General features: G+C 68.6%; 29 protein-coding genes. 17 read left to right on the forward strand and 12 right to left on the reverse strand.

What is annotated here, in order from left to right; all coding sequences use genetic code 11:
- Positions 1–53 precede the first annotated feature (53 nt).
- The gene (locus FDA38_RS06460) at positions 54–797 is read left to right on the forward strand and encodes a CTP synthase C-terminal region-related (seleno)protein (protein WP_137253120.1); all 744 of its coding nucleotides are present in this window, start codon (positions 54–56) and stop codon (positions 795–797) included.
- Here FDA38_RS06460 and FDA38_RS06465 read toward each other — a convergent pair.
- The 3 genes from FDA38_RS06465 to FDA38_RS06475 all read right to left on the reverse strand — a co-directional run bounded on the left by FDA38_RS06465 (position 752) and on the right by FDA38_RS06475 (position 4,566).
- Entirely contained in the window at positions 752–1,753 is a 1,002-nt protein-coding gene (locus FDA38_RS06465) for a Gfo/Idh/MocA family protein (protein ID WP_137253121.1), read from the reverse strand. The two genes, FDA38_RS06460 and FDA38_RS06465, sit on opposite strands and share 46 nt — an antisense overlap.
- Before the next feature lie 173 nt (positions 1,754–1,926).
- Entirely contained in the window at positions 1,927–3,063 is a 1,137-nt protein-coding gene (locus tag FDA38_RS06470; protein WP_137253122.1) for a phytanoyl-CoA dioxygenase family protein, read from the reverse strand.
- Between the two features lie 18 nt (positions 3,064–3,081).
- Positions 3,082–4,566 carry an FAD-dependent oxidoreductase gene (locus FDA38_RS06475; RefSeq protein WP_170989603.1) on the reverse strand — a complete coding sequence of 495 codons (1,485 nt, stop codon included), beginning with the start codon at positions 4,564–4,566 and terminating at the stop codon, positions 3,082–3,084.
- Between the two features lie 86 nt (positions 4,567–4,652).
- Between FDA38_RS06475 and FDA38_RS06480 the strand changes: the two genes are divergently transcribed.
- From FDA38_RS06480 to FDA38_RS06490, 3 genes are read left to right on the forward strand one after another with little or no spacing between them, the layout of a single operon-like run.
- Complete coding sequence (locus FDA38_RS06480; RefSeq protein WP_170989604.1) at positions 4,653–5,360, forward strand: helix-turn-helix domain-containing protein; 708 nt, start codon at positions 4,653–4,655, stop codon at positions 5,358–5,360.
- A gap of 18 nt (positions 5,361–5,378) precedes the next feature.
- The gene (locus FDA38_RS06485; RefSeq protein WP_137253125.1) at positions 5,379–6,404 is read left to right on the forward strand and encodes a Gfo/Idh/MocA family oxidoreductase; all 1,026 of its coding nucleotides are present in this window, start codon (positions 5,379–5,381) and stop codon (positions 6,402–6,404) included.
- A 53-nt stretch (positions 6,405–6,457) separates the two neighbouring features.
- Entirely contained in the window at positions 6,458–7,201 is a 744-nt protein-coding gene (locus FDA38_RS06490; protein WP_137253126.1) for a GntR family transcriptional regulator, read from the forward strand.
- On the opposite strand, the gene FDA38_RS06495 is transcribed toward FDA38_RS06490, so the two are convergent.
- Together FDA38_RS06495 and FDA38_RS06500 are read right to left on the reverse strand one after the other, a co-directional pair.
- The gene (locus tag FDA38_RS06495; RefSeq protein WP_137253127.1) at positions 7,198–7,905 is read right to left on the reverse strand and encodes a hypothetical protein; all 708 of its coding nucleotides are present in this window, start codon (positions 7,903–7,905) and stop codon (positions 7,198–7,200) included. The genes FDA38_RS06490 and FDA38_RS06495 overlap by 4 nt on opposite strands.
- A gap of 12 nt (positions 7,906–7,917) precedes the next feature.
- The gene (locus FDA38_RS06500) at positions 7,918–8,418 is read right to left on the reverse strand and encodes a SigE family RNA polymerase sigma factor (RefSeq protein ID WP_137253128.1); all 501 of its coding nucleotides are present in this window, start codon (positions 8,416–8,418) and stop codon (positions 7,918–7,920) included.
- 247 nt (positions 8,419–8,665) lie between these two features.
- Here FDA38_RS06500 and FDA38_RS06505 point away from each other — a divergent pair, with 247 nt between their 5' ends.
- From FDA38_RS06505 to FDA38_RS06535, 7 genes are read left to right on the forward strand one after another with little or no spacing between them, the layout of a single operon-like run.
- Entirely contained in the window at positions 8,666–9,943 is a 1,278-nt protein-coding gene (locus tag FDA38_RS06505; protein WP_137253129.1) for a CpaF family protein, read from the forward strand.
- Positions 9,943–10,803, forward strand: coding sequence for a type II secretion system F family protein (locus FDA38_RS06510; RefSeq protein WP_137253130.1), 861 nt, complete (start codon positions 9,943–9,945; stop codon positions 10,801–10,803). Before FDA38_RS06505 ends, FDA38_RS06510 begins: the two co-directional genes overlap by 1 nt.
- The gene (locus FDA38_RS06515) at positions 10,800–11,738 is read left to right on the forward strand and encodes a type II secretion system F family protein (RefSeq protein WP_137253131.1); all 939 of its coding nucleotides are present in this window, start codon (positions 10,800–10,802) and stop codon (positions 11,736–11,738) included. Before FDA38_RS06510 ends, FDA38_RS06515 begins: the two co-directional genes overlap by 4 nt.
- A 14-nt stretch (positions 11,739–11,752) precedes the next feature.
- On the forward strand, positions 11,753–11,950 hold the full coding sequence (locus FDA38_RS06520; protein ID WP_137253132.1) for a hypothetical protein: 198 nt from the start codon (positions 11,753–11,755) through the stop codon (positions 11,948–11,950).
- Positions 11,950–12,336, forward strand: a complete 387-nt coding sequence (locus FDA38_RS06525; protein ID WP_137253133.1) for a TadE family protein — start codon at positions 11,950–11,952, stop codon at positions 12,334–12,336. Before FDA38_RS06520 ends, FDA38_RS06525 begins: the two co-directional genes overlap by 1 nt.
- Positions 12,333–12,779, forward strand: a complete 447-nt coding sequence (locus FDA38_RS06530) for a TadE/TadG family type IV pilus assembly protein (RefSeq protein WP_137253134.1) — start codon at positions 12,333–12,335, stop codon at positions 12,777–12,779. The genes FDA38_RS06525 and FDA38_RS06530 overlap by 4 nt, the downstream gene beginning before the upstream one ends.
- Positions 12,780–12,811: 32 nt before the next feature.
- A complete protein-coding gene (locus FDA38_RS06535) occupies positions 12,812–13,210 on the forward strand; it encodes a pilus assembly protein TadG-related protein (protein ID WP_137253135.1) in 399 nt (132 codons plus the stop codon).
- Between the two features lie 2 nt (positions 13,211–13,212).
- Here the strand turns inward: FDA38_RS06535 and FDA38_RS06540 are convergent, their stop codons facing one another.
- The gene (locus tag FDA38_RS06540; protein ID WP_137253136.1) at positions 13,213–14,010 is read right to left on the reverse strand and encodes an SDR family oxidoreductase; all 798 of its coding nucleotides are present in this window, start codon (positions 14,008–14,010) and stop codon (positions 13,213–13,215) included.
- A gap of 69 nt (positions 14,011–14,079) precedes the next feature.
- Here FDA38_RS06540 and FDA38_RS06545 point away from each other — a divergent pair, with 69 nt between their 5' ends.
- Genes FDA38_RS06545 through FDA38_RS06555 form a run of 3 tightly spaced genes read left to right on the forward strand, consistent with a single transcriptional unit; the run spans position 14,080 to position 16,556 of the window.
- Entirely contained in the window at positions 14,080–14,691 is a 612-nt protein-coding gene (locus tag FDA38_RS06545) for a TetR/AcrR family transcriptional regulator (RefSeq protein ID WP_137253137.1), read from the forward strand.
- 16 nt (positions 14,692–14,707) lie between these two features.
- On the forward strand, positions 14,708–15,829 hold the full coding sequence (gene prfB / locus FDA38_RS06550) for a peptide chain release factor 2 (protein ID WP_137253138.1): 1,122 nt from the start codon (positions 14,708–14,710) through the stop codon (positions 15,827–15,829).
- Positions 15,813–16,556 carry a pentapeptide repeat-containing protein gene (locus tag FDA38_RS06555; RefSeq protein WP_137253139.1) on the forward strand — a complete coding sequence of 248 codons (744 nt, stop codon included), beginning with the start codon at positions 15,813–15,815 and terminating at the stop codon, positions 16,554–16,556. Before prfB ends, FDA38_RS06555 begins: the two co-directional genes overlap by 17 nt.
- Positions 16,557–16,636: 80 nt before the next feature.
- Here the strand turns inward: FDA38_RS06555 and FDA38_RS06560 are convergent, their stop codons facing one another.
- Positions 16,637–18,964: a polysaccharide lyase 8 family protein gene (locus FDA38_RS06560; protein ID WP_233714557.1), complete on the reverse strand. Its 2,328-nt coding sequence runs from the start codon at positions 18,962–18,964 to the stop codon at positions 16,637–16,639.
- Between the two features lie 126 nt (positions 18,965–19,090).
- Here FDA38_RS06560 and FDA38_RS06565 point away from each other — a divergent pair, with 126 nt between their 5' ends.
- Complete coding sequence (locus tag FDA38_RS06565) at positions 19,091–20,101, forward strand: GntR family transcriptional regulator (RefSeq protein WP_170989605.1); 1,011 nt, start codon at positions 19,091–19,093, stop codon at positions 20,099–20,101.
- Here the strand turns inward: FDA38_RS06565 and FDA38_RS06570 are convergent.
- Positions 20,098–21,525: an MFS transporter gene (locus FDA38_RS06570; RefSeq protein ID WP_137253141.1), complete on the reverse strand. Its 1,428-nt coding sequence runs from the start codon at positions 21,523–21,525 to the stop codon at positions 20,098–20,100. The genes FDA38_RS06565 and FDA38_RS06570 overlap by 4 nt on opposite strands.
- Positions 21,526–21,626: 101 nt before the next feature.
- On the opposite strand from FDA38_RS06570, the gene FDA38_RS06575 reads away from it, so the two are divergent.
- The gene (locus FDA38_RS06575) at positions 21,627–22,490 is read left to right on the forward strand and encodes a helix-turn-helix transcriptional regulator (RefSeq protein ID WP_137253142.1); all 864 of its coding nucleotides are present in this window, start codon (positions 21,627–21,629) and stop codon (positions 22,488–22,490) included.
- Here the strand turns inward: FDA38_RS06575 and FDA38_RS06580 are convergent.
- Positions 22,487–23,395, reverse strand: coding sequence for a LysR family transcriptional regulator (locus FDA38_RS06580; RefSeq protein WP_137253143.1), 909 nt, complete (start codon positions 23,393–23,395; stop codon positions 22,487–22,489). The genes FDA38_RS06575 and FDA38_RS06580 overlap by 4 nt on opposite strands.
- 73 nt (positions 23,396–23,468) lie before the next feature.
- On the opposite strand from FDA38_RS06580, the gene FDA38_RS06585 reads away from it, so the two are divergent.
- Positions 23,469–24,371, forward strand: coding sequence for an EamA family transporter (locus FDA38_RS06585; protein ID WP_137253144.1), 903 nt, complete (start codon positions 23,469–23,471; stop codon positions 24,369–24,371).
- On the opposite strand, the gene FDA38_RS06590 is transcribed toward FDA38_RS06585, so the two are convergent.
- Genes FDA38_RS06590 through FDA38_RS06600 form a run of 3 tightly spaced genes read right to left on the reverse strand, consistent with a single transcriptional unit; the run spans position 24,360 to position 26,686 of the window.
- Entirely contained in the window at positions 24,360–25,001 is a 642-nt protein-coding gene (locus tag FDA38_RS06590; RefSeq protein ID WP_137253145.1) for a flavin reductase family protein, read from the reverse strand. The genes FDA38_RS06585 and FDA38_RS06590 overlap by 12 nt on opposite strands.
- A gap of 36 nt (positions 25,002–25,037) precedes the next feature.
- A complete protein-coding gene (locus FDA38_RS06595) occupies positions 25,038–25,715 on the reverse strand; it encodes a TIGR03943 family putative permease subunit (protein WP_137253146.1) in 678 nt (225 codons plus the stop codon).
- Positions 25,712–26,686: a permease gene (locus tag FDA38_RS06600; protein ID WP_137253147.1), complete on the reverse strand. Its 975-nt coding sequence runs from the start codon at positions 26,684–26,686 to the stop codon at positions 25,712–25,714. The genes FDA38_RS06595 and FDA38_RS06600 overlap by 4 nt, the downstream gene beginning before the upstream one ends.
- Between the last annotated feature and the right edge of the window lie 6 nt (positions 26,687–26,692).

Here is a 26,692-nt window from a genome sequence, read left to right on the forward strand (position 1 = left end):
AGTGCAGAGATCATCGTTGGCGCTGATACCAGTGTCGCCGTGAGGATGGACCCATGAACGCCTACTCCGGCCGCATCGCCCTCGTCGCCGACCGCTCGCCGCACGTCCGCTCCCACGTCCGCATACCGATCCTCCTCGACCGTCTACGCGACCGCGACAACCTTGACTTCGACGCCTACTGGATCCCGACCGACCAGGTCGACGAGGCACTCGAAGGCTTCGACGGGATCTGGCTGCTCCCCGGCAGCCCGTACCGCAGCGAGGCGGGCGCGATCACCGCGATCCGGATCGCCCGCGACAACGGCATCCCGTTCCTCGGCACCTGCGCCGGGTTCCAGCACGCGATGCTCGAGTTCGCCCGCAACGTCTGCGGCGCCACGAACGTCGAGCACGGCGAGAACACCCCGGACGCGGACGACCTGCTGATCGTCCCGATGGCGTGCTCACTCGACGGCCACGAGGGCGCGATCCAGGTAACCCCGGGCACCCGAGCGGCCGCCCTCCTGGGCGCCGAGCGATCCATGGAGCGCTACCACTGCTCGTACGGCCTCGACACCACCAGGCTCGGTCTGCTCCGCGACCACGGCCTCGTGTTCAGCGGGTACGACGACGACGGCGACCCGCGCATCGCCGAACTACCCGACCACCCGTTCTATCTCGCCACGCTGTTCCAGCCGGAGCTGGCCGGCGACGGCACGCGACCGCACCCGTTCATCCAGGCGTTCGCACACGCCATCGCCGACCGCAGTGCTCAGACGGCCGACGCCGGCCTCGGAGTCATCCCGGCAGCCACGTAGCAGGCGTCGATCAGCTCCATCGTCGCCAGCGCATCGTCGACGTCGGTGAGCACCGGAGCCCCGTTGCGGACGGCTCCGGTGAAGGCCTCCAGCTGATAGGTGTACGACGTACGCGTGCCGCGGTGCTCGACCCAGGTGTCCTCCTTGGTCGTCACCACCACCCGGTCGTCGCGCTGCGGCAGCACGTAGAACGGCGCGAACGCCTCACCGCGACTGCCGACGACCTTGAGGCTGAACTCGACCTCTTCGGCCGCCATGCTGGTCCGCACCGCACCGGTCGCCCCGTTCGGGAACTCCAGGTCTGCGTTCAGCCACTCGTCCACACCAGGCAGCCGCTTCCGCTCGCCGGCCCGGGCGCTCACCAGTCGAGGCGCCCCACCGGCGTACGGCGTGAACATCCGCTGCGCGTGCAGCGCGTAACAACCGACGTCCATCACAGCGCCGCCCGCCAGCGGCAGCGACCAGCGCGGGTCGTCCTCCGGCGGCGGAGGCATCACCATGGTCGCCTCGACGTGCTGCAGCTCGCCGAGCTCGCCCTTCGCGACCAGTTCCAGCAGCCGCCGCATCACCGGGTGGTACGCGTAGTGGAACGCCTCCATGAACACCAGTCCGGAGGAGCGGACGGCGTCCCGCACCTGCATCGCCTCGGCAGCGTTGCTCGCCGAGGGCTTCTCGGTCAGCACATGTTTGCCCGCGGCAAGCGCCTTGAGGTTCCACGGCCCGTGCAACCCGTTGGCCAGCGGGTTGTAGATCGCCTCGACCTCGGGATCGTCGAGCAGCGCCTGGTACGACGCGTGCACCCGCTCGACCCCGTGCTCGGCGGCGAAGGCCTCGGCGCGGTCAGCGTCGCGGGCAGCGACCGCGACCAGCCGGGCGCCGGTCAGCTTGGCCGGCTCGCCAATGGCCCGGCCCGAGATCCGGGCGGCACCGAGAATCCCGATCCGCAACGGTTCCATGCCTTCTCCTTCGAGGGTCGGCCGCACGGGCGGCGTACGGCGATCAGTCCACGAGGCGCGTGTTCCGCCGGTAAGGGTAGCTCCCGGGGCGGACAGCGAACGCGCCATCCTGCCTGACGATCGCTCCGGCCCGACAGCGGCTGCCCGTGATCCGGACGTGGTTCACCGAACGTTCACGCGTTTCTGTCGTGACTCTGACGCCTGCCGGCGTGCTCGACGAGTGCCTGGTGCAACTGGTGTGGGTGCCAACGCTCCGTGACCGCGGACCGCAGTACGTCGGCCTGGGACTGCGGCGCGAGACCGCCGATCGGCTGGTCGCGATCGAGATTGGTCGGGAACGCGTAGCCCTCTGCTGTTGCCGCGATCACGTGTTCGGCTGCCACCGGGTCGGTCAGCGCGAGGAGCACGGGATAGACCGCTTCGATCATCCGGGCCCGGTCGATGCTCTCCATCGCGCGCCCGAAGGCCGAGGAGATCTGCAGGAGGTTCGCCATCCGCTTGATATCGGCCGAATGGTTGCTCCCGGCAGCGTGGAACAGCGCCGGGTTGAAGAACACCGCGTCGCCCTTCTCGAGCGGCAGCTGCACATGGTTCTGGACGAAATGCGACTGGAACTCCGGTCGCTGGTAGGCCAGGTAGCCCAGCCCGTACTTCTGCGAATGCGGCAGATACAACGTCGGCCCCGACTCCACCGGCATGTCACAGTGCGCGACCGCGCCCTGCAATGTCAGCACGGACGAGAGCCGATGCACATGCTCCGGGTACTGCGCCGCGACCTCGTCGGACTGGAATCCCAGGTGGTAGTCGCGGTGCACCGTCTGCCCCTCGCCGCCTGGGTTCACCACGTTCACCTGCGAGGTGACCTGGTACGCCGGACCGAGCCAGGCGGTCGCGACCAGGGCGAGCAGGTCGTTCGCGTAGTACGCCGTGAACACCTCGGGCGCACCGACCGCGAGCTTCTCGAGTGCGTTCCAGACCCGGTCGTTCGCACCCGGCTTCGCGAAATGGTCTCCCGCCGCGACCCCGGACTGATGCTGATCGTCGATCAGCCGGTTGAACTCGACAGTCGTGGCATCGACCACATCGTTGCTGAAGGCCCCTTTCAGGACGACGATCCCGGGTCCGTCGGCGAACGCCCGGACGAACTCGGTCTGCACTGCCCGCGCATCGGCCGCCCGGACCCGCGCGGCGTCGTACACCGGGACCTGCTGCTCGATGGTCGCGGCCTGCGGGTACTCGGCCGGGTCGGTCTGGTCCTTCAGCACGGCCAGCAGGTCGTCGAGTCGGGCGTCGGCGGGGTTCAGCCACATGAGATGGCTCCTCTCGGTCTACGTCCAGCTAAGCACCTGCCCACGTTCGAGCAAGCGAGCCTGGAGTCTGGCGACATCCATTTGCTGTACGTCGGTCTGCGCGCGGAGCGATTGCACTGCGGCGACTGCGGCGGATTCGGCGAGTACGCAGAAGACAGGTTCCATGCGGGTGGCGGCGTACCCGATGTGGGAGGCGGACAGGCAGACCGGGACCAGGAGGTTGCCGGTCTGCTCCGGAGTGATGGCCCGGTAGGGGACCGGGTACGGCCGGCCGGTGCCGAGGTGGCCGCCGATGAACATGTCGCCCTCGGTGGCCACGCCCAGCTGACCGGATGCGTTGCGGCTGGCGATGCGTCGTACCGGATAGACGTCTACGCCGAAGAGTGCGAGGCCGATGCTGTCCGGTGGTTCGGTCTGGTTGATCACGTCAGCGTGGGTGATCGTGTACTGACCTGCGAGCCGTCGGCACACCCGGATGTACAGCTGCGGCGGCCAGCCCTCTGTCTCCGGGAAGACGCTGCCGTCCAGTCCGTACGCCGCTGTCTCCGCACGGAACGCTGCGGGAACGGACGGGTCGGTGGACAGGAAGTGGTGGAGTCCACGGAGGTAATCGAGGTGTTGGCGCCAGATACGCGAGCGGACGTCCCAGCTGCCGTCCTGGTACTCGCGGCTCAGACCGAGCGGGGCGTTGGTGATCAGCGAACCACGCTGGTAGTTGTACTCGCCCGAGTTGATCCAGCCGGGGAAGATGCCGGACAGGTCCTCCGAGTACTGCAGGTACCGGCGGACCAGCTCGTAGTCGGCCGGCGAGTAGTTGTCGGGCGGTGTGAGCTCGACGCGCTTGGCACGGTCTGCGGTGACATAGAACCGGTAGTTGTAGGCCTGCGTGTAGCCATCGGCTGCACCGACAGCCAGGCCGTGGTCTTCTTCGACCAGCGGGAGCAGTCCGCTGCTCCTGTCACCAGGTACGACGTACGGGTCGATCGGGGTCCAGTTGGTGACTGGACGGACTCCCGCGACCTCCTCGGCGTACGTCTCCTGGGACTCGCGTCCGATGCGGTAGGGGACACCGGCAAGAGCCATCAGGTCGCCCTCGTACGACGTGTCGATGAAGAACTCCGCGTGGACCTCGCGGTCCGGGCTCGACTCGGCCGCGGGTACACCCCACTGGTCGGGCGGCGACGTTTCGAGCTGGATCGAGGTGATCCGGTTGCCCGAGCGCGTCACCGATCGCACGCGGCGTTCGAAGACCACCTCGATGCCAGCGGCGGCGATCCATGCGTGGAACGCGCGCATCACCTCGTGCGGGTGATTGCCGAAGCCGAACACCACGTCGCGCGTCAGCCCACCGGCGGCGGCCGGTACCGGGCAGTCCTGCGCCGGTTTGATCCCCGCACCCAGCATGCCGCCGAGCCAGCGACTCGGCTCGATCAGCACCACCGACGCGCCTTCCTGGTGCGCCGTCATCGCCGCGACACAGCCCGCGGCGGTCCCTCCGTACACGCAGACATCCACCATGTCATGCACTCTGCAACAGCCACCGCATGTTCAAAATAGCCGTTCTGAGCACGTCCATGTACTTTCTTGCCATGCTCGAGTTGGACGGTTACCTGCTCGCGCCGCCGCGCGCGCAGTTCAACCTGGCCTTCGACACCTACGACACCTGGTGCCTGCTGCTGCCCACCGCCGGCTCGTTCGACTACGAGGTCGGCGACGCGCACGGGACCGCGAAGTTCGGCGACATGGTCGTCTGCCCGCCCGGCGGCACCCTCCACCGCCGCATGCGCACCCGGACGTCGTTCTTCCACGCCCGCTTCACCACAGAGCTGGATCCCCCACCCGGCGGCACCCGAGTCCGCGACCTCGACCGCCTCCGCGGCAACCTCAAACTGCTCGAGCACGCCGACAGTGCGATCGCCACCCACGTCGTGACCGACCTCGCCCTGATGATCCGCCGCACCCGCTCCCCGCTGGACCCGCTGGTCCACAGCGCGCTCACGTATCTCAACGAGCACTACGCCTCAACAGACATCTCGTTGACCGACCTGGCCGCCGTCCTCGGCATCAGTCCGTCGCAGCTCTCCCGACGATTCCGCGCGGTCCGCGGCATCACCCCCGTCGCCTACTTGCGTGACCTCCGCCTGCAGAAAGCGCGTGAACTGCTGACCGAGACCGACCAGACGCTCCAGCTCATTGCCGAGCAGACCGGCTACCGCAGCGCGTTCTACCTCAGTCGGGTCTTCAGTGCGCAGACAGGGCAGTCGCCGTCGGAGTATCGCCGTACCAGCCGGGTCTGAGGCGTTCTAGGGTTAGCCATGCGCACAGACCACGGGCTGCCGGTGGTACGGCTGGGACTGATCGGGGCCGGCCGGATCGGCACGATGCATGCCGCCAACATCGCCCGGAACGTACCCGGCGCCGAGCTGGCGGCCGTCGCCGACACCAGGCCGGAAGCCGCCCGGCAACTCGCAGCGCGGTACGACGCAGCGCCGGTGACCGTCGACGAACTGCTGAAGGATCCGGAGCTCGACGGCGTGGTGATCACGTCTCTCGCGATCTCGCACTCCGAGCTGATCATCCGCGCGGCCGAGGCAGGCAAGGCGGTCTGGTGCGAGAAGCCTGCATCTCTGACGCTGGCGGAGCTGGACCGGGCGATCGCCGCGACCGACCGCGCGGCTGTCCCGTTCCAGGTCGGCTTCAACCGTAGGTTCGCCAAGGACTTCGCGGCGGCGCGCCGCACCATCGAGGACGGCGGTATCGGAACACCCCAGCTGATGCGCTCGGTCACTCGTGACCCCGGCCGTCCCGGAGGCCTGCGGCACGCCGCGCACGTTCCGCAGTGGACGATCTTCCGCGAGACGCTGATCCACGACTTCGACATCCTGCTCTGGCTCAATCCCGGTGCGCGACCGGTCGAGGTCTTCACGACGGCCGATGCTTTGGTGGCACCGGAGTACAAGGAAGCTGGACTGATCGACACCGCGGTCGTGGTGATCAGGTTCGACAACGGTGCGATCGCGACGGCCGAGGCCAACTTCTCGTCGTACTACGGGTACGACGTACGCGGTGAGGTCTTCGGCAGTGAGGGCATGGTCGTCGCTGGTCAGCTCGCCGGCAGTGCACTCGCGCACTACAACGCCGGCGGAGTGCACCAGCAGACGCTGCGCAGTGACGAGGAGATGTTCCACGAGGCGTACGTGCAGGAGCTCGCCGACTTCGCGGACGTGGTGCGGACGAACGGCGTACCGCCGGTGACCGGGCAGGAGGCGCGGGCCGCCTTGCAGGTGGCGCTGGCCGCGATGGCGTCGTACGAAGAGCACCGGCCGGTGCAGATCATGTGATCAAATCCGGGTGGTGGGTCGACGGAATCGGGTCCAGCATTCAGGATGTGCCCATGAGTACCGTCCAGGTCCAGGTCGATCGGAACAGCCGTACGCCGTTGCACGTTCAACTGGCGCAGCAGCTCGAAGCGGCCATCCAGGGCGGTGAACTGCCGGTCGGCTCCCGGCTGAGCAACGAGGTGGACCTGGCCGAGGCCTACGGGCTCAGCCGCCCCACCGTGCGCCAGGCGATCGCCCGCCTGGTCGACCAGGGCCTCCTGGTCCGCAAACGCGGCGTCGGCACGCAGGTGGTCGGCAACTCCGGTCAGGTACGCCGGTCGCTCGAGCTGACCAGCCTGTACGACGACCTCGCCGCCGCGCGCCGCAAGCCCGAAACCGAGATCCTGCGCTTCGGCATCTCGCCCGCGACCGCAGAAGTCGCCACCGCACTCCAGTGCGAGCTGGGGGACCGAGTGCTGAGGCTGGAGCGACTGCGCCGTGCAGACGGCGAGCCGCTGGCCCTGATGCGCAATTGGCTGCCGCCGGAGCTCCTGGAGACCGACCCGACCACGCTGGCCGAGCGAGGCCTCTACCAACTGCTGCGCGCCGAGGGCGTCCGCCTCAAGGTCGCACACCAGACCATCTCGGCCATCCCGGCAACACCCGAGCAGGCGCGGCTACTGTCGGAGGAGCCGGGCTCACCGCTCCTCGCGACCACCCGCATCACGTACGACGACCACGGCCAGCCGGTCGAGTACGGCTCCCACCTGTACCGCGCGAGCCGGTACTCCTTCGAGCACACGCTGGTGCACCGCTAGGAGACGCGCGGCGGGTACACCCAGAGCTTGCTGCGAGCGATCTGCGTTAACTGCGCGATCGAGAGGATCGGAGCGGGCCGGCTGTGCTCGACGCCCTCGTCCTTGGGCGCGTTGTAGTTGCTGATACTGATCTGCCTGCCGTCGCGGTAGAACAGCTCCACAGTGGTCACCGTGATACCGCCCGGGTTCTGCTGGTCGGCGTACAGCGGCCGGTTGGCGTAGGCGACGTACACCGTGCCGTCTGGCTCGACCGTGCAGGTCCCGGCAGGGGAGCCGTTGCAGTTGGTATTCGCTTGCGCCGTCATCAGGTCGACCGTGAGCAGTCCGGCGCCGCGGCCGTCGTCGAGTACTACGGACAGAGTGCCGTCTTCAGACGTGGTGGTGTGACCGCGGTGCAGGCTCTGAGGCAGTAGTTCGGCCAGAGTCTCCGCAGGCGTCGACGGCGTCGAGCGGTGCGAGCTCGGCGTACCGGCCGGCTCCACAGTGGGGGCTGCGTCGTGCTGGAGCAGCTGAGTGCTGCCGAGGATGATGCCGACCGTCGCCAGGACCGCGGCTGCGCCCGAGAGGCCGGCCAGAGCGGTCCGGCGGTGGCGTAGGACCTTGCCGCGACGGATGCCCCGGGCAACCAGCTCGGGTGTGGCCGGTTGGAGGTCCTCGGTGGCCCGCCGCATCAGGTCGGGGAGGCTGTCGTGAAGGTTGGTCATGGTGCTCCCAGCTCAATGTGCGGTCAGGTGGACGGCTTCGTCGCCGAGCACCGCTCGTAGGCGGCCCAGCGCGCGCGACGTACGCGTCCTGATCGCACCGGTGTTCTTACCGAGGTCCTGCGCCACCTGCTCGGTACTGCGGTCCTCGAAGTACCGCAGGACCAGCACGGCACGGTCCAGCGGGGACAGCTCTGCCATCGCCTGCAGCAGGGACAGGCGTAGCGCGTGGTCACCCGGAGGGTCCGCACGGTCGGGTGTCCGCTCGACTGGCCGCTCCGTCGAGCTCTTGCGCCGCCGCTGGGAGATGTACGTCCGCGCCAGCACGGTCTGTGCGTACGCCGCCGGGTTGTCCGCCTGCTCCACCCGCCGCCAGGCCCGGTAGAGCTTGGCCAGCGTCTCCTGGACCAGGTCCTCCGCCAGGTGATGCTCGCCGGCGAGCAGCCAGGCAGACCGGTACAGCTGCGGAGTCCGCGCCCGCGCGAACTCCTCGAAGTCCTGTGTAGACCGTGTCAAAACGCCCTCCCGAGGTCGTCTACACCCGGTTCGACGCCACGAGTCGGCGTTCTGTTACCGCCGGATTGCAACAAGCTGCAATTTCCTGGACCGGTGGTGAGGCGATGGATACGGTGAGTGAGCCTTCCGCGTGTCACGGTTATCCACAGGGCCGCTGACGCGAGTGGCGCCGGCCGCTCAGGAGTTGAAAGGATGGTCGCGCATGGTGACCGCGTGGTCGCCAGACGGGACACTCACGGGGAGATCGATGACAGCGGACAGACTCGACGCGCACCGATCCGGCTGGGACGGTGCCATCGAGTTGATCGACGCCCAGGTGCGCGACGTCGTGCGCCGCGAAGGCATCGATCCGCTCCGCGATCCCGGCGCGGTGAATGCGATCGTCGCCCTCGTCGTGAAGGAGTACGACGAGCGCAGCCTGACCGGAGTCGTCCCGCCGATCGGCGACGTCGAGGCGGTCAGCCGCGAGGTCCACGACCGGGTCGCGGGCTTCGGGCCGCTGCAGCGTTACCTCGACGACCCCACCGTCGAGGAGATCTGGATCAACGAGCCGAGCCGGGTGTTCATCGCCCGCGAGGGCCGGCACGAGCTGACAACGACCGTGCTGACCGAGGAAGAGGTCAGCGACTTGGTCGAGCGGATGCTGAAGACCACCGGCCGCCGGATCGACGTGTCCCAGCCGTTCACCGACGCCCGGCTGCCGGACGGAAGCCGGGTGCACATCGTCCTCGGCGGCATCACCCAGCGGTATGCGGCGATCAACATCCGCAAGTTCACCGTCCGGGCGACCCGGCTGACCGACCTGGTCCAGCTGGGTTCGCTGACGCCGCACGCAGCCGCGGTGCTCGAGGCATCCGTTGCCGTCGGCCTCAATGTGCTGGTCTCCGGCGGCACACAGGCCGGCAAGACCACGATGCTGAACGCATTGGCCGGTTCGATCCCCGGCAGCGAGCGGGTGATCAGCTGCGAGGAAGTCTTCGAGATCAAGCTGCCGATCCCCGACTGGGTCTCGATGCAGACCCGTCAGGCCGGTCTCGAGGGGACCGGCGAGGTGCGGCTGCGCGACCTGGTCAAGGAGTCGCTGCGGATGCGGCCGTCACGCTTGATCGTCGGCGAGGTGCGCGGCGAGGAGTGCCTCGACCTGCTCCTCGCGCTGAACAGCGGCCTGCCCGGCATGTGCACGATCCACGCGAACTCCGCCCGCGAGGCGCTGACCAAGATGTGCACGCTCCCGCTGCTCGCCGGTGAGAACATCGGCTCCCGGTTCGTACTGCCGACCGTGGCGGGATGCGTCGACATCGTCGTACACCTGGGGATTGCGGCGGACGGGCATCGGCGGGTTCGGGAGATCGTCGCGGTTACCGGGCGGGTCGAGGAGCAGGCGATCGAGACCGAGTCGCTGTTCGTGACGTACGACGGGTATCTGCGCCGGGCCGAGGGGCATCTGCCGCATGCCGAGCGGTTCCAGCAGGCCGGATACAACGTGGCCGGACTGCTCACCGAGCTGCCGCGGGGCGTGGGCTGATGGGTCTCCTGATCGGGCTGTTCTTCGGGGTCGGGCTGCTGCTGATCATCGCTGCGTTCGTCTCGCCGTCCGAGGCGGTGGTCGGCTCGGAAGGGCCGCTGCGTCGCAAGAGTCGCGAATTGCTTGCGAGTGCAGGGATCGAGGGCCTGACGCCCGGGGCCTTCATGGGTGCGTGTGTGATCACTGGGTTGGCCGGGTTCGTGCTGATGTTCCTGGTGTCCAGGGCATTGCCGGTGGGTGCGGTGTTCGGGTTGATGGCGGGTTGGTTGCCGATCGCATTGGTGCGGTCCAGGGCCCGTCGGCGGCTGGCCGAGTTCCGTGAGTTGTGGCCTGACGTGGTGGACAACGTCGCGTCCGCGGTTCGCGCCGGGTTGTCGTTGTCCGAGGCATTGGCTCAGGTGGGTGAGCGCGGACCGTTGCCGCTGCGCGAGCCGTTCCGCCGGTTCGGAGCGGACTACGCGTCGACGGGCCGGTTCGCCGAATCGCTCGACCGGTTGAAGGCGCGGCTGGCCGACCCGGTCGGTGACCGCGTGGTCGAGGCGCTGCGGATCGCGCGCGAGGTCGGCGGTGGCGATCTCGGCCGGCTGCTTCGATCGCTCTCGACGTTCCTACGCGACGACGCGCGGACCAGGTCCGAGCTCGAGTCCCGGCAGTCCTGGTCGGTCAACGGCGCTCGGGTCGCGGTCGCCGCGCCCTGGCTGGTGCTGGCGATGCTGTCGTTCCAGGGCGATGTGATCCAGCGGTACAACTCGCCGGTCGGTGCGCTGATCATTGCCGCGGGCGCGGTCGTCTGCGTGCTCGCGTACCGGTTGATGCTGCGGATCGGCCGCCTGCCCGAGCCGGAGCGGGTGCTGCGATGAGCCCGATGCTGGTCGGCGGTTTCCTCGGCGCACTGCTCGGCGCCGGGTTGCTGGTCGTCGTACTGCGGTTGCCGTTCCTTCGCAAACCGACGGTCGACGAGCGGATCTCGCCGTACCTGCGGGATCTCGGGGCGCCGGATGTCTTTGTCGGCGTGGTGGATTCGCGATCGCCGTTCTACGCGATCCTGCGGCTGTTCGGTCCGTCGCTGCGCTCGGCGGCCGCGCGGCTCGAGCGGATCCTCGGCGGGGCGAACACGATCCGCCGTCGACTGCAGCGCGCCGGGATCCAGCGAACCGTGGAAGAGTTCCGGATCGAGCAGTTGCTGTGGGGAGCGCTGGCCTTCGGCGCCGGCCTGGTGATCTCGATCATCGCGGCGGCGTTCAACACCGGAGACCCGGTTGCGCTGATGGTGTTCTGCCTGGTTCTCGGTGTCCTCGGAGTGCTTGGCCGCGACACCTATCTGACCTCACAGGTACGACGCCGCGAGCGGCGACTGCTTGCCGAGTTGCCGACTGTTGCCGAGCTGCTGGCGTTGTCGGTCGCAGCCGGCGAGGGGCCGGCGGCGGCACTGGACCGGGTGACGCGATCATGCCGGGGCGACCTGGCCGACGAGCTGGAACGGGTCCTGGCCGAGACCAGGGCGGGGGAGTCACTGGTCCGCGCGCTCGACGCGCTCGCGGACCGCACCGGATTGCTGGCGCTGTCGCGTTTCGCGGACGGGCTGGCGGTGGCGCTCGAGCGCGGCACCCCGCTGGCCGACGTACTGCGGGCGCAGGCCGCCGACATCCGGGAAGCGGGGCGCCGCGAGCTGATCGAGTCGGGCGCACGCCGCGAAGTAGCCATGATGGTGCCGGTGATCTTCCTGGTCCTCCCGGTGACCATCGCCTTCGCCTTCTACCCGGGCGCTGTCGGAATCCGGCTGATCGCCGGATGAATCGAGGAGAGGTCATGTCCCTACACCTGACGAGACTGTTCGTGGCGTTGCTGCTGAAGCCACGCCCGGCGCGGAGCGAGCGCGGCGACGTCCCCGGCTGGGTGCTGATCACCGTGATGACGGCCGGTCTGGTCGTCGTGATCTGGCGAGTGGCCGGCGACCAGCTCGCCACCATGCTCAAGGACGCGCTGTCCTCGGTCTCCAACAAGTAATGCCCAGGGCCCGTGGCGAGCGGGGCGCGGCGGTTGTCGACTTCGTCCTGGTCTCGACGCTCGTGGTGCCGTTGTTCCTCGGGATCCTGCAGGTCGGCCTGTTCCTGTACGTACGCAACACGGTGACCGCCGCCGCCTCCGAGGGCGCGCACTACGCGGCCGTGCTCAACCGGGAGCCGGCCGACGGCGAGGCACGCACCCGCGAGCTGATCAGCGGCGTGGTCCGGGACCAGTTGATCGACTCGGTGTCGGCGGAGGCGACCGATATCGACGGACAGCCCGGTGTCGAGGTCACCGTCCAGGCACACATGCCGCCCCTCGGCCTGTGGGGACCAGGCATCTCGTTCAGCGTCCAGGGGCACGCGGTCAAGGAGACGGGCGAGTGAGGCGCCGACGGGACGAGCGCGGGAGTGCGATCGTCGAGTTCTCCTGGCTGGCGATCCTGCTGATGGTCCCGTTGGTCTACTTCATGCTCGGCGTGTTCGACGTCCAGCGGGCGTCGTACGGCGCGACCGCGGCGACCCGCGCGGCCGGCCGGGCATTCGTGATCGTGCCGGACGGGGTGTCCGAGGACGAAGCGCGCACCCGGGCGTTCGAGGCGGCCAAGCTGGCGATGAAGGACCAGGGGATGGAGCTCAGCCCTGACGAGCTGACGATCAGCTGCAACCCGGCCTGTCTGCAGCCGGGGTCGACGGTGACCGTCACGATCGACACCGAAGTACGCCTGCCGCTGATCCCCGACGCGCTCGGCGGCGAACCGCCGGCGATCCGCATCAGCGCCGCGCACACCGAGGCGTTCGGCGACTACCGCGAAGCCAAGGGCAACTGATGAGGCGGCGGAAGCACGGTGAGGATGGGCAGATGACCGTCCTGATCATCGGGTTCACCGTGGTCATCCTGTTGATGGTCGTGGTGGTCACCGACATCTCGAAGGCGTTCCTGGTTCGCCGCGACCTCGACGCAACCGCCGACGGCGCAGTTCTCGCCGCGGCCAACGGCCTGGCCGCGGTCTACGCCCAGCCCGGCGCCGGCGGCAACGCGGCGATCGACGCCGACCAGGCCGCCCGACTGACCGCCGACTACCTCGATGAAGTTGCTGCCAGCAACAGATTCGACAGCCTCGACTGGTCCGTGGACGTCGAAGGTACGACGGTCACCGTCCACCTGACCTCCACCGCGAACCTCCCGTTCCATCCCCCGGGCTTCCCCACCTCAACAGATCTGTCATCCGAAGCCGCGGCCATCGTCCCGATCCGCTGAGATCAGAACAGCCCTGGGTTGTCGGTCAGCCAGGTCGTGAAGGTGCGGCCCGTGTGGCCGGTGAGCAGCTCGACGCCGGGCTCGATGCGCTGAGGTGAGCCGACACGCGACTTCCAGTAAGCCATCAGCGTCTCCCGCTGCCCCTCGTCACGCATCCGCAGTTCCCCGCGCGCTTCTTCCGGGCTGAGGTCAACAGCCTCGATCGGTACGCCGGTCGTCGCGGTGATGAGCCCGATCTGATGCCGGCGGGTCATCGATTCCGGCCCGGTCAGCGGATACCCGCGACCGTCATGCCCGTTCCCGGGCCCGTCCAGGAGGACCCGGATCGCCGCGTCCGCGATGTCCTGCTCGTGGATCGGCGCCTCCTCCGCATCGAGGTACGGGAGCCGGATCTGACCGATCGCCCGGACCTGATGCGCCCAGTGCCTCGTGTTGCTCATGAACGCACCAGGCTCGAGACAAGTCGTCGCATACGACCCGTCGGAGATCACCTGCTCGGTCTTCGCATGCGGATCCTCGGGACCGTCGAGCGACGACAGCGACGAGAGCAGCACGACCTGCTTCACCCCGGCAGCCTCGGCTGCGGCCGCGAAGGCGGGTGCCGTCGACGGGTCGGAGTACAGGAAGACCTGGCTGATGTCGGCCAGGGCGGGTGCGGGGTCGGCGGGGTCGTAGCCGACCGCCGACGGGAGGGCAGAGGGTTCGCGGCTGGCGACGCGGACGTCGTGGCCGGCCGCGATCAGACCCGCGGTGACGGCGCGGGCGATCGCGCCGCGGCCGCCGGTGACGAGAATTGTCATTGGATACGCTCCAAAGATGTAGTGACTACATGATTGGATTCAGTAAAGCAGGTGCTCTACGGTGTGGCAATGGAGGTCGGGCGGCGGGAGCGCAAGAAGCAGCAGACGCGGCATGCCATCTCGGATGTGGCGACGCGGCTGTTCCTCGAGCGCGGGTTCGACGCGGTCACCGTCGCGGAGGTGGCGCGCGCGGCGGATGTCGCCGTACAGACGGTGTTCAACCACTTCCCGGCGAAGGAGGATCTGTTCTTCGACGAGTCGGGGTGGTGGCTGGGGCCGGCGCAGGCGATCCGGGAGGCGCCGGCGGATGCGGATCCGGTCGATGTGCTGGAGGCGCATTACCTGGCCGAGACGCGGGATCGGTTCGAGGTCGGGCATCTGGCGACGTGGAAGCAGTTCGTCCGCACGATCGAGAACAGCCCGGCGCTGGAGGCCCGTCGCCGGTGGCAGGCCGCCGAGCTCGAGGTCACGCTCACCGCGGCGCTCGACGAACGGGCTCCCGATCACCTGCGCAACCGGCTGATCGCAGCGCAGTACGCCGCCGCGCAGAAGGTGCTCGAGGAACACCTGATGCGCATCCTGCCCGACGACGCGTCTGCGCAGGAGCTCGCAGCCGCGCAAACCGGGCTCGAGCAGGCGGTCGCCCAGATCTTCGGCGTTCTTCGTCGAGGTCTCGCCTGAGGTACGCTGTTTCGTTGTGGCTGGACTGGATTTTGACGCGGAGCTGAAGCAGCTCGACGTGACGATGACCTCGATCGAGAAAGTGCTTGATCTCCCCGCACTGCGCAAGGAGATCGACGAGCTCGGCGAGCAGGTCGCTGCGCCCGACCTCTGGGACGACCAGGCGAACGCGCAGAAGGTGACGTCGCGGCTTTCCGGCCTGCAGTCCGACGTGGAGCGGGTGACTGCGCTCCGCAGCCGGCTCGACGACCTCGGCGCGCTGATCGAGCTCGGCCGCGAGGCGAACGACGCCGAAACCCTGGCCGAGGCGGAGAAGGATCTCGGCCCGCTGGGCAAGGCGATCCAGTCCCTCGAGGTCCGCACGTTGTTGTCCGGTGAGTACGACGAGCGCGAGGCGCTGGTGACGATCCGCTCCGGCGCGGGCGGTGTGGACGCCGCGGACTTCGCCGAGATGCTGCAGCGGATGTACCTGCGCTGGGCCGAGCGCCACGGCTACCCGACCGAGGTCTACGACACGTCGTACGCCGAAGAGGCCGGGCTCAAGTCGACCACGTTCGGGGTCAAGGCGCCGTACGCGTACGGCACGCTGAGTGTCGAGTCGGGGACGCACCGGCTGGTGCGGATCTCGCCGTTCGACAACCAGGGTCGCCGGCAGACGTCGTTCGCCGCGGTCGAGGTGGTCCCGGTGCTCGAGCAGACCGACGAGATCGACGTACCGGAAGAAGAGCTGCGGATCGACGTGTACCGGTCGTCCGGTCCGGGTGGTCAGAGCGTCAACACGACCGACTCCGCGGTCCGGATCACGCACATCCCGACCGGCACGGTTGTCTCCTGCCAGAACGAGAAGTCCCAGCTGCAGAACAAGGCCAGCGCGATGGTCATCCTGAAGGCCAAGCTGCTCGCGCTGAAGAAGGCCGAGGAGCGGGCCCAGCTGGACGCGCTGCGCGGTGACGTGGCCGGTTCGTGGGGCGACCAGATGCGCTCGTACGTCCTGCACCCGTACCAGATGGTGAAGGACCTGCGGACGCAGTACGAGTCCGGTAACACGTCCGGGGTCTTCGACGGTGAGATCGACGAGTTCATCGAGGCCGGCATCCGCTGGCGCCGTACCGGCCACACGGTTGCCGAACAGAACTGACCTCCGCGCCGACTGCGGTAGTTGCGTCGGCCTCTGCTGTGTCGTGCTGACGCTGACCAGGTCGGCAGACTTCGCGATCGACAAGCCCGCCGGCGAAGCCTGCCCGAACCTGGCTGACGACCACCGCTGCACCATCCACGGTGAGCTGCGGACCAAGGGATTCCCGGGCTGCACTGTCTACGACTGCTTCGGAGCCGGGCAGGAGCTCACCCGGCGTGGCCGGCCCGGGGCGGAGCTGCCGATCCTGCGGCAGCTGCACGAGCTGCTCTGGTACCTGACCGAAGCTCTTGAATACAACGAGAATCTGCAGCCGGCCATCGGCAGAGTCGAGGCCGTCGGCCGTACGGCGGACCTCACGACCGTCGATGTCGCCGCCGAGCGAGCTGTCGTCAACGAACTGCTGCTGGAGATCAGCCGACAGGTCCGCGGCAAACAGCCCAAGAAGAAGGAACGCCGCGGCGCGGACCTGATCGGGGCCCGCCTCCGCGGCGCCGACCTCGCCAAGGCCAACCTGCGCAGCGCCTATCTGATCGCCGCGGATCTGCGCGACGCCGATCTACGGCAGGCCGACCTGATCGGCGCCGACCTGCGCGACGCCGATCTCCGCGGCGCCGACCTCACCGGCGCGCTGTTCCTCACCCAGTCACAGGTCAACGCGGCCCGCGGCGACCACGCGACCAAACTCCCACCGGCCGTCGAGCGGCCGGCGCACTGGTCGCAGGCCTAGCGCCGCAGTGGTCACAGCCTTAGCGCCGCAGTGGTCACAGCCTTAGCGCCGCTGCGGTCACAGCCTTAGCGCCGCAGTGATCACAGCCGCAGCGTGACGTATCGCGTCGCGCCTGCTGCGCCGGTCACGTCGACGGTCACGTCCGCGCCGAGCAGCGCCCGCCGTACCGTCACACCGTCGTCCGCGCTCACCAGGCGCGCACCAGGTGCCAGCACCTGCAGGCGTAGCGAGGTCGCGAGCTGGGTCGGATCGGAGATAGCGATCTCCACCGTGCGACCGGTGATCCGACGGATGACCGAGCAGGGGTCGTGAGCGATCAGCCCGCCCACCTGGCCGGCCTGCCAGAAGTTCGCCAGCGTCAGGCCGAGCTTCGGTTCGAGCACCGCCTGCACCATCGAGTTGTTGCCGAGGACAACGACACCAGGATTCCGCGACAACGCCTTCGTCCGCGCGGCCGTCGCACCCGGAACGAGCAGATAGCTGTACGACGCCTCACTCGGATCGATGCCGTGATCCAGCCACATGGTCAGGTAGCGCCGGGTGATCGCACCGGTAGGACCGCCGGTGTTGACGTCCCGCCACTGACCCGACCGAGCCTCACGTCGGACCTGAACATCCGCGCCGCTCAGGAACACGTAACCGGCGACGCCCTCCACATGTGCCCAGCGCGCATCGGAGACTGTCGCTGACTGCCCCAACTCGGACACCTGCGGAGTGCCGTTGACGATCAGCGCATTGTCGCCATCGCTGTGCAGGTTCCGGTTCTCGACGACCGTCTCGACCGGATACCCGCTGCTCCCGGTAATCCCGGCGCCCAGCGCAACAATCCCGGAATCCAAGCAGAACCAGGACTTGTGCGCACGCATCGGCGAGCTAGGCCCCTGCAGGTCCTGGCCGATCGCGGCGTACCCGTCGAGGGTGCTGCCCCCGACCCAACTGGTGGTCGGCCGCGCCGCGCCCCATTCCCCACCCGCCTTCGGTGCGAGCGGCAACTTGTCGACCGTGGTCCCCGGGAGGCGGTAGCGATCCACGGTCGGCCAGAACGCATCGGCGTACTGGCCGTTGTCGTGGTCGTAGAGGTAGGTCATCCCGGACCCGGCGTGCCAGCCCTCGTTGTTCTCGCCGTTGCCGCACTCGTAGTACGCGATCCGGCGGCTGGCCATCGAGATCGAGTACGCCCAGCCGGAGCGGCGGTGCACGGACCGGTCCATGCTCGCGAACAGCGTGTGCCCGTCCGCCTCGGCGGCCGGCTGCACGCCCTGCACGGACTTGATCAGCGCCACCCGCGGAATGCTTGCCCCCGACAACATGTTCCCGAACGTGTCGCGCTGCAACCAGCCCGCGACTGCGGCGCGCCACGGCCCGGCGAGCGAGGCGTCGACCCCGGCGGCCAGGCGCAGGATCGCCTCGGCGGCGATGTAGGCGTCGTCGTGGTCGGACTCGGTGTTCCGCGACACCGCGCGCCCGCGGACGAAGTCCATCATCCGCAGATCGTGGACGACCGGCAGGAACGTCTTGGCGACCGAGTCGAACAGGATCTGCCGCTTCGGGTCCGTGACCGCCCACGGCGAGCCGGCCAGCAACGCGAGCAGCTTCCCGATCCCGCCGAGCAGCACCTGGCCGTACGTGCCGGTGTACGCGACCCAGGTGTGCTGGACGAACGAGCCATCGCGGTAGAACCCGTCGCCGGTGGTCACGTACTGCCAGACATCGCTGAGGCCGTCCCGCGCGTGCACCAGCTTCGCCTCGTCCTCGGTGACGAGCGAGCGGACGATGGTCGCCTGGCACAGATCGACCCGGTTGGCTCCGGTCGATACGACCGCGCGGGCCGGCGGGAACATCAGGTACGGGTCCGGCACGAAGTGGTCGATCGCGGCGCAGTACCGCTGCCGGGCCTCGGCCGGGAGTTCGTCGTACAGCAGGACCATGACGTTCGCGAGCGGCCGGGTCGCGCCGATCTCCCACGACCACCAGTTGCCGAACTCGGCCTGGCCGGGGTTGTAGCTGAGCTGGTCCATCGATTCCAGCGCGGCCTGGATGTCAGCGAGCAGGCTCGCGGATCCCTGGTACTGCGAACCCGGCGTGGCCCACGCGGTCGCGAGCTGCTCCAGCCGGACGTACGTGTTGGTAACCGACGGATCGGCGGTGAGCGGGTAGTCGGTGAAGACCTGCGTGCGCGACGCCGAGCGGTCGAGCTTCGCGAGCGAGGCGGCGACGCCGGTGTCGAGGCGGTCGAGGGCGGCGCGGAAATCCGGGTCGGTGGGGTCGAGTTGCGCACCGCCGGTGAGGGCGTCGGCCCACTTGGAGCGCAGTGCGCCGAAGTCGGCGGGGGTGGCGAAGGAGGGCAGATCGAGTGTCATGGCGGCGGCGGTTGCGGTCGAGGCGGCCAGGAAAGTCCTGCGTTTCATGATGTCTCCTGCAGTGGTGGCGGAATCACTGAGGGCTGCTGACGAATGAGTCTGTGCCAAGTCATTCCCTGGGTCAACAGATTCATAGGAATGAATTTCCTGAGATCGGCCGGTAGAGTCAGCGCCGTGACTGAGGTCGTCCGCGGGCAGAAAGCCCGGCAGCTGGCCGCCGAGCTGCGCCGCGGGATCGCCGAGCTGCGCTGGCCGGGCGGCAAGCTGCCGACCGAGCAACAGCTGGCCACCGAGCAGGGCGTCAGCCTCAACACCGTCCGCCGTGCGGTCGACCTGTTGGTGCAGGACGGCCTGGTCTACCGGCGTCAGGGCTCCGGAATGTACATCTCGAGCCCGAGCACCGGGCCGCTGATCGGCGTCGCCGTACCGTCGATGACGTACTACTTCCCGCGGATCATCGTCGGCATCGAACGCGAGCTGGCCAAGCACGGCGCACAGATGCTGCTGCGCAGTACCGAGTGGGACTCCGCCCAGACCAAGCTGGCGATCGACGGCCTGGTGAGCGCCGGCGTGGCCGGGCTGATCGTCGCGCCGGACACGGCCGAGTTCGAGGAGCTGGACCTGCCGGTGGTGCTCGTCGAGCGCGGGCTGGAAGACCCGGCGACACTGCACGAGTTCGTCGGCACTAACCACGCGGCCGGGGCGCGGTTGGCACTGAAGCACCTGAAGGAGCTCGGCCACACCCGGATCGGCTATCTCGAACGCACCAGCCCGCACACCGCACCCCAGGTGCGCTCCGGGCTGGGGGACGTACCCGTGCTGAGCCGTGTGCTCGACCGCTGGACCCGTGCGGATGCCGAGCGCTTCCTGGCCGACGTACGGCGGGAGCACGTCACCGCCGTGATCTGCTTCGCGGACCGTGAGGCCAACCTGTTCCTCAACGTCGCGCTGGCACAGGGTGTCGACGTACCAGGGGAGTTGTCGGTGATCAGCTACGACGACGAGATCGCCGAGCTGGCCGACGTACCGCTGACCGCGGTGTCGCCGGCGAAGCTGGAGGTCGGTCGCCGGGCGGTCGACGTACTCCGGGCCCGTTTGGCGGACCCGGAGTCACCCCGACGGCAGGAGTCGCTCGTCCCACGGCTGATGGTCCGCGACTCGACCGGACCGGGACCGGTGTCTTAGCGGCTGCGGAGCTGGCTGGTCACCGGCGTCATCAGCAGCGAGATCGCCGTGATGGCCAGCGCTACTGCGGCCAGTGCGCCGCCTTGGCCCCAGGAGCTGCCGGCCAGCGACAAGTACGCCGTACCGACCGTGGCTGCGCCTAGTGCGAGGCAGGTCTGCTGGCTGGTGAGCAGGATGCCGCTGCCGAGACCTGCTTGCGCTGCGGGGACCTGGCCGAGCACCACACCCATCAGCGGGACCATGACCAGGCCGGAGCCGAAACCTGCGATCAGCATCGGCAGCGCGAGCTTCAGCGGGTTCACGTCCGGCCACAGGGTAAGTGCCACGGCCGCGAGTACGGCGTACCCGATGCCCTGGATGATCCAGCCGCGCACGATCAGGCCGGCGCCGTACCGCACCTGCAGACGCGGGCCGTAGATCGAGGTGATCAGGAACCCGACCGCCATCGGCAGCAGGCTCAGACCGCCTTCGAGCGGGGACATGTGCGCCTCGCCCTGGGTGGCGAGCGCGAACACGAACATGAAGCCGCCGAACGTGGTGAAGAACGCCACCGCCAGCAGCAGACCGATCCGCATCGCCCGCAATCGCAGGACCGTCGGCGGGATCAGCGGGGACCGGCTGGCCCGCTCCGACCTGTGCTGGTGCAAGCCGAGCACCGCGACGGCCGGAATCGTTGCTGCGAGGCAGAGCCAGGTCCAGAGCGGCCAGCCGAGCGGCCTGCCCTCGGTGAGCGGCAGGAGCAGCAGCACCAGCGTCAGCGCGAGCAGTGCAGCTCCGACGAGGTCCACCCGCTGTGCCTTGCCGGCCTTGGTCTCGGGGATCTGCCGGCTCGCCGCAACCACACCCAGAACGCCGACCGGCACGTTGACGAGGAACACGGCCCGCCAGCCGAGGCCGAACACATTCGCCTCGACCAGTACGCCGCCGAGGATCTGACCGAGCGCCGCCGCCGCACCGCCGGCCACGCCGTACATGGCCATGGCTCGGGCACGGTGCTCGCCGGTGAGCAGGCTGGTGATCGTCGCCAGCACCTGCGGGGTGACGGCCGCACCGGCAGCGCCCTGTGCGACCCGGGCGACCAGAAGTACGCCGATGCTCGGGGCGATCGCACAGATCAGTGACATGACGGTGAAGCCGATCAGGCCGATCAGGAACAGGCGTTTGCGGCCGAAGGTGTCGCCGAGGCGACCGCCGACCACGAGCAGGGTGGCGACAGCGATGCCGTAGCTGCCGACCACCAGTTGGAGTTCGCCGGACGATGCCCGCAGGTCGGAGCCGATCGCGGGCAGGGCGACGTTGATGACGAAGAAGGAGAGCATCGGCAGGAAGGCGCCGAAGATCAGAGTCGTGAGTGCCACCGGCTTCAGCGCGGCGTGCGGCCGGGCGTCGACCGGAAGGGCGGTGGCTTGGAGCTGGTCTGTCATGCGTCCAGCCTGGACGGAGACCGAGCCTGGTGGTGAGAGCCTGCTTATCCTATTACTGACAGCACCTGGCACCAGGATCGATCCATGCCCATGATGGAACCATGACCACTCTGCCAGTCGCCACCGACAGAGCCGACCGGACTGTGCCGGCCCAGCGGCGAGAGCTCGGGGTGTTCCTGCGCAGCCGGCGGGAGCGGATCCGGCCGGACGAGGTCGGCTTCGCTCCGGGCGGTCGACGGCGTACGCCGGGACTGCGCCGCGAGGAGGTCGCGCTGCTCGCCGGGGTCGGGGTCACCTGGTACACCTGGCTCGAGCAGGGGCGGGATATCAACGTGTCCGCCCAGGTCCTGGATGCGATCGCGACGGCGCTGCGGTTCGACCGCCAGGAGCGCAATCACCTGTACCGGCTGGCCGGGGTCCGGGTCGGTCCCGCGCAGGGGGCGTGCTCGGCCTTGCCACCGACGGTGCAGAAGACGCTCGACGCGGTCTCGCCGTACCCGGCGCTGGCGCTCAACGACCGGTACGACATCCTCGCGTTCAACGACGCGTACTGCCGGGTCGTCATCGACCTGGAGAAGGTGCCGGTCGAGGACCGGAACATGCTCTGGCTGAACTTCGTGTCGAACGCGTGGAAGTGCAGTTTCGTCGACGCCGAGTCGACCAAGCATCACATGGTCGCGGCGTTCCGCGCGGCCTCGGCCGATCACGTCGGCGACGCGCTCTGGCAGGACCTGATCCAGAGCCTGCTCAGCACCTCGCCGTACTTCGGGGAGCTGTGGGAGCGGTACGACGTCGACGCGCCGAGCACCCGGACCAAGGTGCTGGACGTCGACGGGCACGGCATCCTGCGGATCGAGCCGATCAACCTGTGGCTGTCGCAGCTCGGCCCGCTGCGGGTGACGGTGTACACGGCACTCGACGAGGAGACCGAGACCAAGCTCCGGCAGATCGTGAAGCCGGGCTAGGCCGTGTCGCGGTCGGGCCAGGCGGCCTTCAGGGTTTCCAGCGTCACGCTGATCGCCGGTCGGCGTGAGGTGGTCGTGCGCCAGACGGCGTAGAGGCGGCGGGTCGGCGCAGGCTGGAGCGGTACGACGACCACGCCGTCGGGGACGGCGCCGCGGCCGAGGCGCGGGAGCAGGCCGATACCGATGCCGCGGGCAAGCATCGCGAGCTGGGTCTGGTACTCCGCGACCGAGTACGCGACGTCCGGCTCGACGCCGGCGCGACGCATCGTCCGGATCAGCCACTCGTGGCAGATCGACCCGACCGGCTGGCAGATCCAGCGTTCGCCGACCAGGTCCTCCGCGCGGACGAACTCCTTGCCGGCAAGGCGATGCGACGCCGGCACCAGTACGTCGGCCGGATCCGAGCCGAGCTTCACCCGCGACAAACCCTCCGGCAACGCGAGTGGCGTGTTCTGCCAGTCATGCACGATCGCGATGTCGATCTCGCCACGGTTGACCCCGGCCACTGCCTCGAACGGATCGGTCTCCTGGACCCGAACGTCGAGCCCGTCGTGGTCGCGGACCAGCCGCGCCAGTGCCGACGGCAGCAAGCCGCGCGCCGCGGTCGGGAACGCGGCGATACTCAGCGTCCCGATGACCTGTCCGCGCTGCTCGTCGAGCGTGAGCTCTGCGTCCTCGACCAGCGCGAGGATCCGGGCCGCCGTCGCCGCGAGCTGCTGGGCCGCGTCGGTCAGCACGATCCCGCGGCCCTGACGCTCGACCAACGTCGTGCGCGTCTCCCGCTCGAGCTTCGCCAACTGCTGCGACACCGCCGACGGTGTGTACCCGAGCACCTCGGCCGCCCGGTTGACCGAGCCGTACTGCGCGACCGCGTGCAACGCGCGCAGCCGACCGAGATCGATCATGTAGCACTCCTACATTGAAGGCGGTACAAATCGGTGCTGGTCCTTAAGTGTACCGCCACCCACACTGGACCGTATGAAGCCTCGTGACCTGCTCCTCGCACTCGCCGTCGTCGTTGTCTGGGGCATCAACTTCGTCATCATCGAGGTCGGTCTGGAGGGCGTGCCGCCGCTGCTGCTGTCCGCGCTGCGGTTCTTCTTCGCCGCCGTACCGGCGATCTTCCTGCTCGGCAAACCCCGCGTGCCCTGGCGGTACGTCGTCGGCGTCGGGCTCGCGCTCGGCGTCGCGAAGTTCGGGCTGCTGTTCATCGCGATGGATCACGGCGTACCGGCCGGCCTGTCGTCGCTCGTGCTGCAGGCGCAGGTGATCTTCACGGTCCTGTTCGCGATCGCCGTACTGCGGGAACGCCCGCGGCCGGCGCAGCTGATCGGCATCGTGATCGCCTGCGTCGGGATCGCGCTGATCGTGCTCGACCGCAAGCTCTCCGCCCCGCTCGGCGCGCTGGTCCTGGTGATCGTCGCGGCTGGTTTCTGGGGCGTGTCGAACACGATCACCCGGTACGCCAAGCCGCCGGACACGCTGCGGTTCATGGTCTGGGTGAGCGCGGTCGCCGTCGTACCGCTGCTGATCCTGTCGCTGATCACCGAAGGACCGCAGGCCGACGTGGAGGCCATACGCGACATCAACCTCAGCGGCATCGGCGCGATCGCGTACCTCGCCTTCGGCGCCACACTGTTCGGCTTCGGGGTGTGGGGCTACCTGCTCCGGCAGTACGACGCCAGCACGGTCGCGCCGTTCTCGCTGCTGGTGCCGATCGTCGGGATGTCCGCGGCGTGGGTACTGCGGGGCGAGGCCGTCGGACTGCAGCAGGGCATCGCGGCGGTGCTGGTGATCGGCGGTATGGCCTGCACGATCATCCGGCGCCGGACCCCGCGCGCGGTGGAGTCCGGCGATCCGGAACTGACGTCAGTCGCCTGACCCGACCGTGATCGGCATCTTCGGCATCTGCCAGCCGCGCGCGAGCGACGACGCGTACGCCGGGCTGCCGCCGGCGAAGTACTCGGTGAACTTCATGATCAGCGGATCCCACCGCAGCGGGTCGATGTAGCGGTCGTTGCTCATCAACAGATCCTCGCGGACCCGGACCCGCTCGACCTTCATCTCCAGCGAGCACAGGTGCGAATCGGGCCCGCCGATCTCGTTGATCGCCACGACCCGGCCTTCGAGGTTGATCGGGCTCTCGAGGACGGAGTCCGGGCCCGCTCCGCTCGGCTCGCGGGTGAGGCCGGCGGCGGCGAACTTGTCCGGCTCGTACCGGTAGCCGCGGGCTCGCTTCGCATCGGACATCTCCTGCGACCCGGTCAGCAAGGCAATGCGGTCGAGCGCGGCAACCATGTCCGGGTCGACCAGGTTCAGCACGATCTCCGGCCGCTCGACGAGGTTCTTCACGGTCTGCGCGCTTGTGCCCATCCCGAGCATGGCGGTGTATCCCAGCCACCACGCGGACGACATCGGGGCGAGGTTCGTGCTGCCGTCGGAGTTGAGGGAGCTGATCAGGACAACCGGGGTACCGAAGTACAGGACCTTCGGTTCGACAGTTCGCTTCATGTGAATGGAACGGTGTGGCGCCGAGATGTGTGAGGGCTACTCGTACGGGTTGACCGGCGCCGTCGTCGGGGTGATGGTCTCGACGGTCAGCGCGGCGACGTCGCCGTCTACGCGTCTGGTCGGCTCGGCCCATTGGCCGGTGATCGTGACCCACTGGTTCTTCGGTGGTGCGGCCTGGCCGCGGACCTCGACCATGTACGCCGTACCGTCCGCGACGCAGCAGGTCAGGCCGATGCGGGTCACGTACCAGACGCCGTTCTTCGCCGGGGTGACGAAGCCGGTGAGCTTGAACGAATGGCCTTTCATGCTGCTCTGCTCCCACACCGCCCAGACCGCGTAATCGCGGACCGCCAGGTTTGTGGGTTCGCTCGTGTTCCCGCCTAGCCAAGACGTTCCTTGGGACTCGGCCGGCTTCGCGGCGACCGGTGACTGGCGCTGGGCCGCGTCGGCGCCGAGAGCGGGCGGATCGACGACGAGCAGCGCGAAGATCGGGACCAGGAGCAGCCAGGCCGTCCGCGGCAGCCCGTGCTCGTGGTCCTCACGGCTCTTGATCAGCACGTCAGTAACTGCCAGAGCGATCAGGATCAGCCCCGCCGCCAGCAGCATCCACCGCATGCCCGGTTTGACGTAGCGCAGATAGGTCCCGGACGTCGCGAGCTGCATCACCGCCGCACCCACGAACACCATCACCAGTCCAGCGATGCTCCGCTTCACAGCAACCACCACCCGACCAGCAGACTCGCAACCAGCGCGACCACGAAGGTCGCCGGCGCGAACCGTACGGCGAACCTCGGCCCGAACGTCCCGGTCTGCAAGGCGATCAGCTTCACGTCCACGATCGGCCCGACCACCATGAACGCCAGCCGCGCGGTCAACGAGAACTGCGACAAGCTCGCCGCGACAAACGCGTCCGCCTCGGAACAGATGGCCAGCAGTACGGCGAGCAGCCCGAGGATCACCACCGACAACAGCAGATTCCCGGCGACGTGATCCAGCCAGGTCCGCGGGACCACGACGTTGAGCGTCGCCGCGGCCGCAGCGCCGATGACCAGGAACCCGCCGGCGTGCAGGAAGTCGTGCAGCATCGCGGAGCGGAAGACGTCGAACTTGCCCGCATCGTGCGCATGCCGGTTCTTGGGCGGTTTCATCCCCTTGCCGGTCAACAAATACAACCAGCCAAGGATCATCGACACCGCGAGCGACGTCACCGCGCGAGCGACCACCACCTTCGGCTGCCCGGGAAACGCGACAGCCGTCGACGTGAGCACGACCGGGTTGATCGCCGGCGCAGACAACAGGAACGCGATCGCCGCGGCCGGCGTGACGCCGCGGTTCATCAACGCGGCCGACACGGGCACCGACGCACACTCACACCCCGGCAGTACGACGCCGGACGCGCTGGCCACAGGGACCGCGAGGGCCGGGTTCTTGGGCAGCGCTTTGGCGAAGAACGAGGCCGGGACGAACGCGGTCAGCGCAGCCGACAGCAGCACGCCGAGCACGAGGAACGGCATCGCCTGCACGGTCACGCCGACGAACATCGTCGCCCAGGTCCGGATCCCGTCCGCCGTGAACCAGCCGGAGAAGATCCGCCGCCCGAACAGCGCAGTACCGACCAGCAGGATCAACGTCGCGGTGAACGCGATCGAGGATCCCGAGGACTCCTCCTGGTTGGCCGTGCTCATGGCGGA

It is taken from the genome of Kribbella jiaozuonensis (assembly GCF_005233875.1).
Taxonomy (GTDB): Bacteria; Actinomycetota; Actinomycetes; order Propionibacteriales; family Kribbellaceae; genus Kribbella; species Kribbella jiaozuonensis.